The organism is Haladaptatus sp. HS23, from assembly GCF_056892285.1.
Genome location: NZ_JBXGLH010000004.1, coordinates 148,607 through 161,190 on the forward strand (window position 1 = coordinate 148,607; position 12,584 = coordinate 161,190).

General features: G+C 62.3%; 12 protein-coding genes. 4 read left to right on the forward strand and 8 right to left on the reverse strand.

The window, feature by feature from the left end; translation table 11 throughout:
* Positions 1-35 precede the first annotated feature (35 nt).
* The 4 genes from AC1XDK_RS13480 to AC1XDK_RS13495 form a co-directional block, all read right to left on the reverse strand.
* Positions 36-1,094 carry a tyrosine-type recombinase/integrase gene (locus tag AC1XDK_RS13480; protein WP_483350416.1) on the reverse strand — a complete coding sequence of 353 codons (1,059 nt, stop codon included), beginning with the start codon at positions 1,092-1,094 and terminating at the stop codon, positions 36-38.
* Entirely contained in the window at positions 1,081-1,476 is a 396-nt protein-coding gene (locus AC1XDK_RS13485) for a DUF5805 domain-containing protein (RefSeq protein ID WP_483350417.1), read from the reverse strand. Before AC1XDK_RS13485 ends, AC1XDK_RS13480 begins: the two co-directional genes overlap by 14 nt.
* A 683-nt stretch (positions 1,477-2,159) precedes the next feature.
* Positions 2,160-2,687, reverse strand: a complete 528-nt coding sequence (locus AC1XDK_RS13490) for an HAD family hydrolase (RefSeq protein WP_483350418.1) — start codon at positions 2,685-2,687, stop codon at positions 2,160-2,162.
* A 90-nt stretch (positions 2,688-2,777) separates the two neighbouring features.
* Positions 2,778-3,062, reverse strand: coding sequence for an ArsR/SmtB family transcription factor (locus tag AC1XDK_RS13495; protein ID WP_483350419.1), 285 nt, complete (start codon positions 3,060-3,062; stop codon positions 2,778-2,780).
* A 96-nt stretch (positions 3,063-3,158) separates the two neighbouring features.
* Here AC1XDK_RS13495 and AC1XDK_RS13500 point away from each other — a divergent pair, with 96 nt between their 5' ends.
* Positions 3,159-3,461 (forward strand): amphi-Trp domain-containing protein, encoded by a 303-nt coding sequence (locus AC1XDK_RS13500; protein ID WP_483350420.1) that lies wholly within the window; start codon positions 3,159-3,161, stop codon positions 3,459-3,461.
* A 1-nt stretch (position 3,462) separates the two neighbouring features.
* On the opposite strand, the gene AC1XDK_RS13505 is transcribed toward AC1XDK_RS13500, so the two are convergent.
* From AC1XDK_RS13505 to AC1XDK_RS13520, 4 genes are all read right to left on the reverse strand, one after another.
* On the reverse strand, positions 3,463-4,200 hold the full coding sequence (locus AC1XDK_RS13505; RefSeq protein WP_483350421.1) for an ABC transporter ATP-binding protein: 738 nt from the start codon (positions 4,198-4,200) through the stop codon (positions 3,463-3,465).
* On the reverse strand, positions 4,197-5,519 hold the full coding sequence (locus AC1XDK_RS13510) for an ABC transporter substrate-binding protein (protein WP_483350422.1): 1,323 nt from the start codon (positions 5,517-5,519) through the stop codon (positions 4,197-4,199). Before AC1XDK_RS13510 ends, AC1XDK_RS13505 begins: the two co-directional genes overlap by 4 nt.
* Before the next feature lie 70 nt (positions 5,520-5,589).
* Positions 5,590-7,212, reverse strand: coding sequence for an ABC transporter permease (locus AC1XDK_RS13515; RefSeq protein ID WP_483350423.1), 1,623 nt, complete (start codon positions 7,210-7,212; stop codon positions 5,590-5,592).
* 4 nt (positions 7,213-7,216) lie between these two features.
* Positions 7,217-8,260, reverse strand: a complete 1,044-nt coding sequence (locus AC1XDK_RS13520; RefSeq protein WP_483350424.1) for an ABC transporter substrate-binding protein — start codon at positions 8,258-8,260, stop codon at positions 7,217-7,219.
* Between the two features lie 380 nt (positions 8,261-8,640).
* Here AC1XDK_RS13520 and AC1XDK_RS13525 point away from each other — a divergent pair, with 380 nt between their 5' ends.
* The 3 genes from AC1XDK_RS13525 to AC1XDK_RS13535 are packed head-to-tail and all read left to right on the forward strand — an operon-like array spanning position 8,641 to position 12,578.
* Positions 8,641-9,549: a hypothetical protein gene (locus AC1XDK_RS13525; RefSeq protein ID WP_483350425.1), complete on the forward strand. Its 909-nt coding sequence runs from the start codon at positions 8,641-8,643 to the stop codon at positions 9,547-9,549.
* Positions 9,546-11,255 carry an outer membrane protein assembly factor BamB family protein gene (locus AC1XDK_RS13530; RefSeq protein WP_483350426.1) on the forward strand — a complete coding sequence of 570 codons (1,710 nt, stop codon included), beginning with the start codon at positions 9,546-9,548 and terminating at the stop codon, positions 11,253-11,255. Before AC1XDK_RS13525 ends, AC1XDK_RS13530 begins: the two co-directional genes overlap by 4 nt.
* 6 nt (positions 11,256-11,261) lie before the next feature.
* The gene (locus tag AC1XDK_RS13535; protein WP_483350427.1) at positions 11,262-12,578 is read left to right on the forward strand and encodes a cupredoxin domain-containing protein; all 1,317 of its coding nucleotides are present in this window, start codon (positions 11,262-11,264) and stop codon (positions 12,576-12,578) included.
* Positions 12,579-12,584: the final 6 nt, after the last annotated feature.

The following is a 12,584-nucleotide window of genomic DNA, read 5'->3' on the forward strand; positions in this document are numbered from 1 at the left end:
GACACAATCACCACCCGTTGCCGACCGCTTCGCGGCTACAGCAGCGAGTAGATGTTCTCCTCGTACACTTCCCGCACCCTGTCGCCCCAGTTGTGCGTATAGGTGTCGATGATGTCGCTCGCCACGTCACCACGGAGATATTTTACGATACCCCGGTCCCCGGTCCTGTCGCGGAGGTGCGTCGTGAAGAAGTGCCGGAAATAGTGGGGTGTGACGTTCTCCTCCGCGCCGCCGCCGGTCCGATACCACCCGGCGTCGCGAGCGTGGCGCTCGACCACGTTTCGAATCATCTTCGGCGTAAGTCGTTGCCCCCAATCGCCGCTCGTACTGACGAACAACGGTTCCGCGGGAGAGGGTGAGTCCGGTCGAATCGCCAACCACCGGACGAGTACTCGCCGAAGTTCGTCGTCCACCGGAACGACGGTGTCGCGCTTTCGCTTGTTCGAGGCGGTACGCTCTTCGCCGTTAATCGCCTGTCCCCGCACCGCGTCGGTGGCGACGAAGATGGAATCCGGGCGGCCGTCGAGTCGCGGGCGCGTTCCGAGGGTGTACGCCGACCGAACGTCCTCGTCTGCGAGGTTCACGTCCCGTAAATCGAGGTTGCTCACCTCACCGACACGCATCCCCGTCTTCAACAGCGTGCAAACGACGGCGCGCTCTAGCGGGTGGGTGATTCCCCCCACGAACCCGCGCATGTCCTCGATAGAAATTTCGCGGCGGGTCGGGTCCTTGTCGATGGATTCGTGCATCTCCTCGACCACGAGTGCCATCGGGTTGGATTCGAACGCGCCGACCTGCGTCATATAGGCGTAAAATCGGTGGAGGTAGGATGCGTAGGTCGCTATCGTACTTTCGGCATTGTTTCCGCGGAGGGTGTGAATCCACGCCATGCAATCCCGTTGGGTCGCCTCTCCCGGCGTAACGCTTCGGCCCGACGGGTTTCGGTCGGGGTCGGAAAGGAACGTCTCGAACCGTCGCAACACGCGTTCGTACGCGCCGCGAGTGCGTTCGCTCTTCCCGTGGTAGAGGAGGTCCTGAAGGAAGTACCCCACCGGGTCGTCCGGATTTGGATTAGCGGGGCTACTCGTCGCCATCGACACCTCCGACGAGGACGTATCCGCCGTGGCGGCCGCTGTACTGAACTCGATTTCTCGATTGGAGGTCGTTCAACACGTCGTCCAACCGGTCCTCGAAGTTCCCGGCGAGTCGCTCGATCAGTTCGTCCCACGACAAATTGTCCTCCCGAGCGAGGATTTCGAGCAACCGTGTTTCGAGGTCGTTCCCCCCAGGGTTCGACCCCCTAGAATGGTCCTCCACGGGGTTCGTCTCGAACCCCCGTCGGCCGGCCTGTACCATGGCCCTGACGAACTCACTTTGGCTCATATCGAGTTCGTCGGCGTGGGCCTGCCACTCGTCCTTCTGGTATCTCGGAATGTACGTTTTGACGACCGTTCGTTCCGTCCCCTCGTCGGTCATAGTTTTCCGTCACACTCCGAGTACATTAACTTGTCCCACAGAGAGTGATAAGCGAACTTATCTTCAGATATAGCACCCCATATCGTGGCTAATGGGAACAATATCTCGTTTAGTGGGACTGTACTACTGCCCATTTTGGTCATACGAAAGACGATAATATTTTGAGAGAGCAAGAGACGTAATGGTTGTTTTTCCAACTATTAGTGAGGGGCAGCCGATAGGAACACCTGTTTATTCACTTTTCCCGTCACGATTGGTGGTGTCTCGTGGCCGTTTCTCACTGGAGGCGACAACAGTTCCCGAAGGAAGTGGCGGTAGATTCCGGAGTGAATTCCGTCCCGAAGGAGTTGAGAATCACAGTCGATTCTCGGGAACCTTTGGATGCCGATGGAAAGCGTTCCGAACCGTCGTGTCATCCACGCCTTCCAGCCTCGTATCCTCATCCGAGACGCACCAACAGACGCTCCGAACGAAACCGGGTATCTTCACTTTAACCGTCGAACCGCATCTCCGGTGTTCCGAACGCTGCGATAGAAGAGACGTGTACCGTCGAGTTCGAGAACGGTTCGTGTCGACCAGCAGAGGTGTATATCCTATGTCGCGATACCATCACGGGTACTACGGTGAGACGGAGACGAACTGTTCCGAAGTCGGGGGAGAACCAGTTCCCCGTGTTGTCGCTATTATACTCGCCGGAACGCGGTTCCGGCCCTCTCCGCTGTGACCGCGTCGCTGTCCGAATCACCGACGAAGAGGGTACGCTCGGGCGTCGCACCGAGTTCTCTGACCGCGGTGAGCAGCGGTTGCGGATGCGGTTTTCGCTCCTCGACGGAATCCCTGCCGACGACGACGTCCGTCGCGTTCGGAACGCCGTGGGCGTCCAGCGCGAGGCGACACGCGTCCTCGCAGTTGAGCGAGCAGATGCCGACGGGGAGGCTGGCGTCGGCCAACTCGTCCAACAGCGGTAGTCGTTCGGACCCCCTGGCACCCACGCGTTCGGCCGCCGCGAGGTGCGGTTCTATCTTCGCTTCGACGCCCAGCGACTCCGCGACGGGTAGTAGGTCGAGGGCGTCGTCCGCATCCGCGTCCCCACCGGCCCCGTGGTCCCGAAGTATCGGTTTGATGGGTTCCGCGGCGGCGGCCCAATCCACGGCGAGTCGAACTAACGTTCCGTCGAGGTCGTACACGACGGCGTCGTATTCGTCTGTCACTTCGTACGATGCAACGCTCGGGTAAATAAAATCTCTCTCTCGGTCTCCGTAATCGACTCCCGAAGTGGTGAATCGATCGTGCGACGGTGTCTATGCCGTTCCGTCGTCGACGTCGGTGGCTTGGACGATGAACGTCCGCTCGGGTTGTGGTGCGGCACGGAGGGTAACGACCTTGGTCAGTCGGTAGTACTTGCGGTTCCCCCGCCGGTACGGTTCGATGAGGTCCGCCTCCTCCAGTGCCGTCAGGTGATGGACGGCCGTCTTTCCGTCCATCCCGACCTCCTCGGCGAGTTCGGAGACGTACATCGGTTCGCGCGAGAGACGGCGAAGGATCTCGAGTCGCGGCTTGCTCCCGAGCATGTCGAGCAGTGACATCACACGGAATACGACAGCGGTCGTCAAAGAAGTACGCCACGAGGTCGGGTCGTGTCGGGCACGATGACTTAATGACCTACCCGTCGAGGACGTCGTATGGGCGACGACGTCGAACTTCCCACGAGCAGTAGTTCGGAACGGTCGAGGGTGACGGACGGGTTTTTCGAGCGGGAAGTCCAACTGTCCCGCGAACAGACCGCGACGTTCCTCCACGAACTCGCGGACCAAATCGCGGACGACACACGCCTCACGGTTTCGACGAGCGAGTGGGAAATCCCCTTCGAATACGACGAACCAATCGAGGTCGAAGTGGAGTTCACCGGGGGGCGGGAGAGCGAGCTCGAAATCGAAGTGGAGTTCACGGAGGCGAAATCGGACGGCGACCTTTCGGTACGCTGAGCTACCGGCCGTGAAGCGACCGACGGATGGCCGCGACGGAGCGCTGATAGTCGTCGGTTTCGAAGGTCGTCCCGTCGCGAGGACGGGGCAGGTCGATGTCGAACGTCGCACGAACCGTTCCGGGGTCGTCATCCATAACGATGCATCTGTCCCCGAGCAACACCGCTTCGGGGACGCTGTGGGTGACGAACAACACCGTCTTTCGCTCCCGCCGCCAGAGTTCGAGGACTTCGAGACTGATTTCGTCGCGGGTGAGTTCGTCGAGTTCGCCGAACGGTTCGTCCATCAACAACACGTTCGCACCGAGGTGAAGCGCGCGGGCGATAGCCACCCGCTGTTTCATCCCACCCGAGAGTGCCGCGGGACGGCGGTCCTCGAACCCGTCGAGTCCGACTGTCGAGAGGAGTTCCCGCGCGCCGTCGGAATCAGGGGGTTTCCCCGCCATTTGGCGGAGGAAGACGACGTTTTCGACGGCGGTTTTCCACGGCAACAGGGTGTGTTGCTGGAAGACGACGCCGACCTCCCCCTCGCTTCTGGCCTCGTCTGGCGGGCGCCCGTCCAATCGAACCCGCCCGCGTGTCGGCGTTCGAAGACCACCGACGGTTCGGAGGAGGGTCGTCTTCCCGCACCCTGACGGCCCGATGACGGTGACGAACTCTCCCTCCTCGACGTGCATATCGATATCCCTCAGCGCGTCGATGGCCCCGAACGAGACGGACACGTTGCTCAGGTCGATCACCGTTCGAACTCCTCGGGTGAGAGGAGACCCACTCGTTCGAGTGCGGTTTCCAGTCGGTCCCACCCCTCCATTCGACTCCGGCCCCACCCCCGCTTCCGAACCGTGTCGGTGATACCGAACTCCGCGACGGCCTCCTCGAAGGTGTGACGTTCGCGGTCAGCGCCGAGTTCGTTCCCGTCGCCCTCGCCGTCCCTCGCTTTCTCGTTTCGCTCCGCGATAGCATCACGGACGTGCGTCGGATTCGTCCTCGCGGCCGTCCACCCGTCGGTCGTTCCGGCGAGGAAAGCGACGAGTTCCGATTCGCGTTCGGAGAGGTTCCGGGCCGTCGTGACCAGCGCGGGACCGGGAAGGGGGAACTGTTCTGCGACCAGTATCGACTCGACCGGAATGCCGTCCGAACGCAGGTGGCGAGGGTCGGAAAACGACCCCGTGACGACGTCCACGGTACCGGACAACAGGGCGTCGCGCTCCTCGCCGCGGAGTTCGACGAGTTCGACGTCGGTAAGCACGCCCGCTTGCGAGAGGAACAGCCGTCCGAGGAGGTCCGTCTCCGAAGTGGGCGGCGTACCGATTCGCAAGCCTCGCAGTTGGTCCACGCGTTCGAACGGGCCGTCGAACGCCGATTCGAGGCCGTAGAGTGCCGTCATTGCGTGTTGGAACAGTAACGCGATGGGGACGACCGGTTCCCCGTTCGCTCTCGCCCGGAGGACCGTCGCCGCACCGCTGACGGCGATGTCGGCCTCGCCCGAGAGGAGCGCATCGAGTGCGTTCCGCGACCCTCGGTTGACGTCGAATCGAAGCGAGAGACCGCGTTCCTCGTACGCGTCACTTTTCTCGGCGACGAAAAGCGGCGCGTGAAGCCCGTTGGGTCGCCAGTTCAGCGCCAGCGAAACGTCGGCGTTCGTCGGGTATCCCGGGGAGACAGCGGTGGTGGACGTGGGCGTGTCCGAATCGGAGAAGTGCCGCGCTCGGCCAATCAAACCTCGAGCGTGGCGTTCGTACACCGCTTCGACCGTGTCCCGTACGTTTCGGGGCGTCCGCCACACCGTCGGCGGGCGGCCGGGCGTCTCGTCACGAACCGTCGCCGTCTCGACCAACTCCCGGTTTTCCAGTCTCGAGAGCGCGTCCCGGACGGCCTTGCGGTTCAAACCGGTTCCGACCCGAATCGCGAGTAGGGACGCCGCTTCGGTCGAGAACTCCTCGTTCCGGAGCAACAGATACGCGAGTACCGTCGCCGACGGCTCCCCGAGCCCACCCGTCAGTCGGTCGATGACCGGTCGGTCGTCCTCCCCTAACACCGGAAACTCCCGGACCCGCATCCACAAGACGTGCAATGACCGACGGTAAAACTCTGTTCCCCGTTCCCGGCGGCCCCTGTCCGTCGCCACGTCACCACGAGACGTATCGCTGGAGCGCGGCCGCGACGCCGAAGACGACACCGCCGAGGGCGAACAAGCAGACCGCCGCCGCGAAGGTCAGTTCGGGCGCGAAGTCCGACATCCCCTGGAGGACGAGTACGCCCAACCCGCGCTCGGCGACGAACCACTCCGCGATGACCGTGCCGACGAGCGCCGTAACGACCGAGAGTTTGACGCCGGCGAACAGGGACGGCACGGCGTGTCTGAACCGGACGAACAGCACCTCCCGCCAACGGGGCGCGTCGACCGACCGGAGGAGTTCGACGTGTTCGTTCGGCGTGGCGGCGAGTCCGTCCACGGTACCGACGGCGAGTGAAAAGAACGTGGAGAGCGCGACCACGACGGCCGCCGCTTCGAACGAGACGCCGAACCAGACGAGCAGGAGCGGTGCGACCGCTATTTGGGGCATAACGCGAACGCCGACCAGATACGGGTACAGGACGGTTCGGAGCCACGGCACGAAGCGGATACAGACGCCGAGTGCGATGCCGACCCCCGCGCCGAGGAGCCACCCGACGAGAAGCTTTTTGGCGGTCGCATAGCCGGCGGCGACGAACAGGCCGGGGGACGAGAGGAGCGTCGTGAGCACGTCGCTCGGCGGGGGCAGGAACACCGAGGCGTTCGGGAGGACCGCTGCCGCGACCTGCCATACGACGAGAATGCCGAGCAGCGCGACGAACGCGCCGGGAAGCGCCTCCTGGCCTAGTTCGCCGACTGGACGTCCCGTGACGAAGGACTCGCCGAGCGAACCCGTCTCTCCCGTCGGTGCGACCGACCGTTCTCCCGCTCCGACGGCACCGAACAGGACGAGCGTCCCGGCAACGAGAACCCCCAAGTACGCGAACAGGAGGGGCGTCTGAAGCAGTCTAGCCGTTTCCAGCAGTTCGAATCCGACGCCGCGCGTCGCGGCCAGAAACTCCGCGATGAGGACGCCTTCGACGGCGAGTGGCGTGGCGATTTTGATACCCGTGAACAGTTCCGGGAGCGCGTGTGGAAGGCGGACGGAAACCAACAATCGCCACCGTGACGCGCCGACGAGACGGCCGAGGTCGAGGTGTCGCTTCGGCACCGAGCGGAGTCCGTCGAGGGTGGTGACCGTCACCGGGAAAAACGTCAGCAGGGCCGCGATGCCGACGCGCGTGGTGACAGTCGCGCCGAAAGCGAGGATGAACAACGGCGCGAACACCACCACTGGAACGATTCGAACCGCGAGGAGCGTCGGATAGAGGACGGCTCGAAGCCGCGCGGACGCCGCCATCGTCGTGGCGAGAAGGATACCGCTCCCTACGCCGACGGTCCATCCCGCTAACGCTTCCGTGCCAGTGTAGACGAAGTGCGGATACATCGACCCGGCATTGGTGCTGGCAGTAGCCCAAATCTCGCCCGGAGACGGGAGGATGACCGTCGGAACGTTCGACACGGCGACGGCGGCCTGCCACGAGAGGAGCACGAGGAAGACGCTTCCCGTGAGAGCCGCCAGTGGACCGGAGCGACTCCGAAGCGGGAGGGTAGCGGAGATTTCCGGCCGTTCAGGTTCGGAGTCAGCGTTCGGGTTCGTATCGGACTCCGATTCTGCGGTTTGGCTGAACTCCATCGGGCTACCGGTCGGCCACGATTTGAGCGGCGTAGTCGCCGACGTATCTGTAGTCGGTATCGAGATACCTGTTCGTCCACGCCGCACCCACGTCGGTCTTCGGCACGACGCCCGTCTCGAACAGCGCGTTGCTGACGGTACGCCACGATTTGGGGTGTTGCCAGCCCCAGCGCGTTCGCTTCCCGGCCGCGATGAGATTCTCCGTCGTGTACTTGATTTTGAACACGCCCATCCCCCGTTCCTGTTTCAGACTCGGTTTCGCCGCGACCATCACGTCCATCGCCTTCTCGGGGTTGTTAGCGGCCCACGCCCATCCTCTCGCCGTCGCCCGGAGGAATCCGCGGACCGTTTCGGGGTTTCGCTGGGCGAATTCCGGGCGCGAAACGACCGTTCGTCCGACGGTGGGCATGTAGTCAGCGAGTCGAATCGCCGAGGCGTCGTAGCCCTTCCGCCGGAGTGCGGTCGGCGAGTCGAATATGGCCACCGCGGCGTCGGCGTTACCCGACAGCAACATCGGCGTCTGCTGTTCGGGCGCGACGCCGAGGAACTCCACGCTGTCGAGGACCCCGGCGCGTTTCAACACCGCCTTCGTCAGCGTCGTCATCGGCGAATCCTTCGGGACCGCGACGGTCTTTCCCTTCAGTTGCTTGGGTCGGTTCAGCGTCCCGTCGAAGGCCTTTTCGACCGTGTAGACGACGCCGTCGCTTCGCTGTTGGCTGGTGCCGAAGGAACGAACGGGTAGACCCTTCCCTCGCGCCGTGAGGACGGATGCGGCGTCGCTCAGGCCGAACGCGTGTCGTTTCAACCCGACCTGTTTTGCCGCGAAGGTTCCACCTTGTCCCGGGACGAACTCCCGAACCGTCACCCCCTGTTCGTCGTAGAACCCCCTTCGCTTGGCGACGAAGTAGCCCGCTTGGGTCGCGTTGGCTTTCCAATTCAGCATGACGCGAACGGCGTTTTCCTTTTTCCCGGGCGTTCCGCCCGCGGTCCCGGAAACGCCGAGGCCGAGTCCGGTCGCCATCAGTTGCATCGCTTCTCGTCTGCCCATTTTTTTCTCCCCCACCATGTGGAACGGGACCAACGACGGACAGTTTCATAAGGTTTTTCCAGTTCATTTATAAGTCACATCGATATCACGATTGGACGGGTCGAATCATGAAACGACTGTCGATGGTTTTCCATCGGTCAGCCATGGAACGCGTTCGAAGCGGTTTACTTATAAAGGATTCACGAAACCATTTTTATCAGCTACGTTCGGGATACGGTTTTCGGGATGACGTTTCCGTTTTTGGAGTTGGTATTCCAGCTACCGGATTCACATCTTACTGACCCGTCGCGCGATTTCCATCCAAATGTTAACAAATAACCCGACCGATTTTCGGTACCGGGACAGGGGGACGGCCGTCCCGGACGGGGGGAGAACACGAGATGACAAACTATGCACCGGAGATAGACGACGAGGAGCGACGACAGTTTTTACGGGTACTGGGTCTCACCAGTGCTGCCGCCGTGGGGAGCGAACTCACGCTCGACGGGATTCGAGATGAGTTACACGGAAACCCGGCCGAGGAACTGTCCACGATGGGGCATGCGATTCGTGAGGACGTGAGCGGCGAACTCGACGCCGACCTGTTGGGAAGCGGACTCGGAGGAATCGGCACGGCGATGGAGGCCCTCGAAGACGTTCGGGCAGCGGGGATTCCCGGCGAGAACGAGCGTCTCTATCGGGACCTCGCGGCACCGGCGTGGACGGTCAACGACCACCTCGTCGACGTCGGCTTTTACGAGAGCGTCGAGTCACATCTCCCGGCGTTCAGCGAGAACCACATCGAGAACGTCGCGAGCGAACTGATTCAGACGGAACTGCTTTCGAACGCGCTGTCCGACCTCGGATTCAGCGAGCGGGAGAAAACCGCGCTGACGATGAACGTGGTGAACAACACCGGGCGGTTGGCGCTGTGGATGCCAACGAAGGACATCCCCGAAGGTGTCGAGTTCAACGTCGAACACGTCGCGCCGTTGCAACACCGGGCGGCGGAGGGGTCGCTGTTGTGGATAGACGACATGGACACGCACCTCTGGCAGAACGAGGTCCTCCTCACGGATGAGATGTTGGACGACGGCATCTGGAACGTGAAGACGATGCTCGGCGGGTTCCACCTGCTGACGACTGCCGCCCACGGCGTGACCGATGGGAGCGTAACCGACAGCCAGTTGACCGCGGCGCTGACGGCCGGAACGGCCGCGATGATCGTCGGACAGGAGGATTTGAACAACGAGGTGTTCCGCATCACGGAGGAGATGCGCGCACCGCACTCGTGGGAGGAAGCACGATGACACGGATAGAGAACGACGACGCCGTGAAAGCGGCACAGAATCACGAACTGAAAGAAATCGAGGAGGGGTATCAACTGCAAGGGACACCGAGTCAGTCCATCACTCAGCAGTACGACGTAAACCAAATCCCGAAAAAGCAGGTCACACAGGAGATGCTGAACGAGACGACGACCGACCAGACCAGTTGGTTGACCTACGGAGGTGGGTACGAACAACAGCGCCACTCCACGGCGAACGTCATCACGCCTGACAACGTGAAAAACCTGGAAATCGAGTATCTGGTCGAGACGGGCGTCGCCGACAGCATGGAAGGGACACCGCTGATCGTTCCGGGCGACCCGCCCATCATGTACCAGACGAACGGGCCGGACCACGGGAAGGCCATCAACGCCCGCACGGGGGAGGTGCTGTGGAGCTACACGTACGCGAACCCCGACGGACTCATCCTCTGCTGTGACACGAACAACCGCGGATTCGGTATCTTGAACGATACGCTGTTCATGACCACGCTCGACTCGGGCGTCGTGGCGTTGGACCGCTACACCGGCGAGCAGAAGTGGTACACGTCCACGGGCAAGTGGCAGGACGGCTACTCCGCGACGTGGGCACCGACCCCGTACAAGGGGAAGGTAATCACGGGTAGCGCGGGCGGCGAGTACGGCGTTCGCGGATTCGTCACCGCGCTCGACGTCAACAGCGGAAAACAGCTCTGGAAGACCGAGACGCGACCGAAAGACCAGTGGGTCGGCGACAGTTGGAAACAGGGGGCGACGACGACGTGGATGTCCCGAACCATCGACACGAAAAACGACGTGATTTTCTCGCCGGTCGGCAACCCCGGCCCGGACTTCGACGGGGCGGTGCGTCCCGGCCCGAACCGTTTCAGCGTCGGGACGTTAGCGCTCGACGCCAACAACGGGAAACCGAAGTGGAACTATCAGGAGAGTCCGCACGACACGTGGGACTACGACTCCTCCTCGCCGAAAATCCTCATCCGGGACCAGCAGGTCGAGGGGAAAAAGCAGGACATCGTCGTCAGCCCCGGCAAGACGGGATGGTTGCAGACGCTCGACGCCACGAACGGCAAACTGTTGAAGCGAAGCGAACCGACCGTCCAGCACCTGAACACGTTCAAACAGGTGCCGCACGTGGGCGAGCAGGGAATTTCGTTCGTCCCCGGAGCACAGGGCGGCAACGATTGGCAGCCGCCGTCCTACAGCCCGAAAACCGGCCTCGTCTACATGAAACAGCAGAACACGCCACAGGAGATTTGGTGGGAACATCAGGAGTACAGTCCGGGTGGCGGCTACTTCGGCGGACAGTTCCACGACTGGCCGCACGTGAACGAACCCGACGGTTGGAACGGCAAGACGAGCGCCATCGTCGCGGTGAACCCGCGGACGGGAAAACGCGTCTGGCGCGAGTGGATAGAGGACGACAACTACATTTGGGGCGGGTCGATGACGACTGCCAGCGGGTTGACGTTCCTCGGGACGCAGAAGGGGAACTTCGTCGCTTACGACGGGAAGTCGGGCGACCGACTCTGGCAGATGCAGTTGGGTGCGCCCATCTGCTCCTCGCCGAGCGGTTGGTACGACCCGGGAACGAAAAAACAGTACATCGCCGTGCAGGTCGGCGGAAGCGGGTGGCTCCGTCACGGCCGCCGTGGCAGCACGGTTGCCGTTTTCGCCATGAAGGGGAAGTGAGTTCGGATGGGATTCACCTCGAACAACGAGAACGCACGAACACGACGGACGGACAGGCAATCGGGCGGGAACGACGGGGTGTCGCGTCGTTCCGTCCTCAAACGAACCGTGGCGGGCGGGACGCTCGCCGGACTCACGGGGACGCTCGCGCAGGGCGGCGGGACGACGATTCGTCTCGGCGGAAAGGTATCCGGGTGGCAAGGGATGGCCCCGAACTCCATCAAGGGACAGAAGAACCCGACGCTGCCACTCGAATCGGGCAAGAAGTACACCGTCGTCTGGAAGAACCTCGACGGCCAGCCACACGACTTCGTGATTCGGGACAAGGGCGGGAAACAGTTGGTCAAGACGAAGATAATGAACACGCGGGGGAAGACGCAGTCGGTCACGTTCACGGCGAAGCAGAACATGGCGACGTACCTCTGTACCGTGCATCCGACCACGATGAAGGGGAAGGTCGGTACGAGCGGCGGTGGGGGCGGAGGGAGTGGTGGTACCAGCACCACGTCCGAAAACACGACGACACAGTCGCAAGGGAACGGCGGGTCGCAGAAACCCGCGAAACAGATAAAGTTGGGCGGGCAGTCCACCGGATGGGTCGGAATCGAACCCGAATCGATAAAGAACGAATTGAATCCCACCCTGAACCTGCAGGCGGGGCAACCCTACGAGGTCATCTGGATAAACTGGGACGGGTTCGACCACAACTTCATCGCCATGAGCGGGGACGGCAATCCGCAGACGGGGGATTACGGAAGCACGGTGGTTCGCTCGCCCATTATGAGTCAACAGGGTGCGACACAGACCGTTCGGTTCACGCCGAAGCAGAACACGAACGAGTACTACTGTGAGGTCCACCCCGTCGAGATGCGCGGCGGCATCAGCACGGGCGGCGGGAACGGAACGACCCAATCCAGTACGACACAGACGACCCAGGGGAGTCCGTCGAAGACGTTCCAACTCGGGTTCAAAAACGGAAAGTGGAAGGGCCAGTCCTCGGGAATCAAGGGTAAAACGAATCCGACGTTGCGCCTCCAGCAGGGCCAGCGCTACGCCATCGAGTGGACGAATATGGCGTCGTACTCGCGGGCGGCGAACCGTCCGAACCTCGTACTCACGTCCAACTACCCGAACGGTCCGGCGATACTGCGTTCGGACTTCCTGTTGAAGAAGAACACCTCGCAGACGGTGACGTTCACCGCGTCGAAGAACATGTCCGCGTACTTCGCCGAGAACTACTCGTCGTCGAACGGGAAAATCGTGGTCAAAGGCGGCGGGAACGGTGGAAACGGCGGTACGACGACCACCGGAACGTCCCAATAGCATACC

Coding starts and splice junctions, on each gene's coding strand:
- AC1XDK_RS13480 (WP_483350416.1), bottom strand. CDS start 1,094: ATGGCGACGAGTAGCCCCGCTAATCCAAATCCGGACGACCCGGTGGGG.
- AC1XDK_RS13485 (WP_483350417.1), bottom strand. CDS start 1,476: ATGACCGACGAGGGGACGGAACGAACGGTCGTCAAAACGTACATTCCG.
- AC1XDK_RS13495 (WP_483350419.1), bottom strand. CDS start 3,062: ATGTCACTGCTCGACATGCTCGGGAGCAAGCCGCGACTCGAGATCCTT.
- AC1XDK_RS13500 (WP_483350420.1), top strand. CDS start 3,159: ATGGGCGACGACGTCGAACTTCCCACGAGCAGTAGTTCGGAACGGTCG.
- AC1XDK_RS13510 (WP_483350422.1), bottom strand. CDS start 5,519: ATGCGGGTCCGGGAGTTTCCGGTGTTAGGGGAGGACGACCGACCGGTC.
- AC1XDK_RS13515 (WP_483350423.1), bottom strand. CDS start 7,212: ATGGAGTTCAGCCAAACCGCAGAATCGGAGTCCGATACGAACCCGAAC.
- AC1XDK_RS13520 (WP_483350424.1), bottom strand. CDS start 8,260: ATGGGCAGACGAGAAGCGATGCAACTGATGGCGACCGGACTCGGCCTC.
- AC1XDK_RS13525 (WP_483350425.1), top strand. CDS start 8,641: ATGACAAACTATGCACCGGAGATAGACGACGAGGAGCGACGACAGTTT.
- AC1XDK_RS13530 (WP_483350426.1), top strand. CDS start 9,546: ATGACACGGATAGAGAACGACGACGCCGTGAAAGCGGCACAGAATCAC.
- AC1XDK_RS13535 (WP_483350427.1), top strand. CDS start 11,262: ATGGGATTCACCTCGAACAACGAGAACGCACGAACACGACGGACGGAC.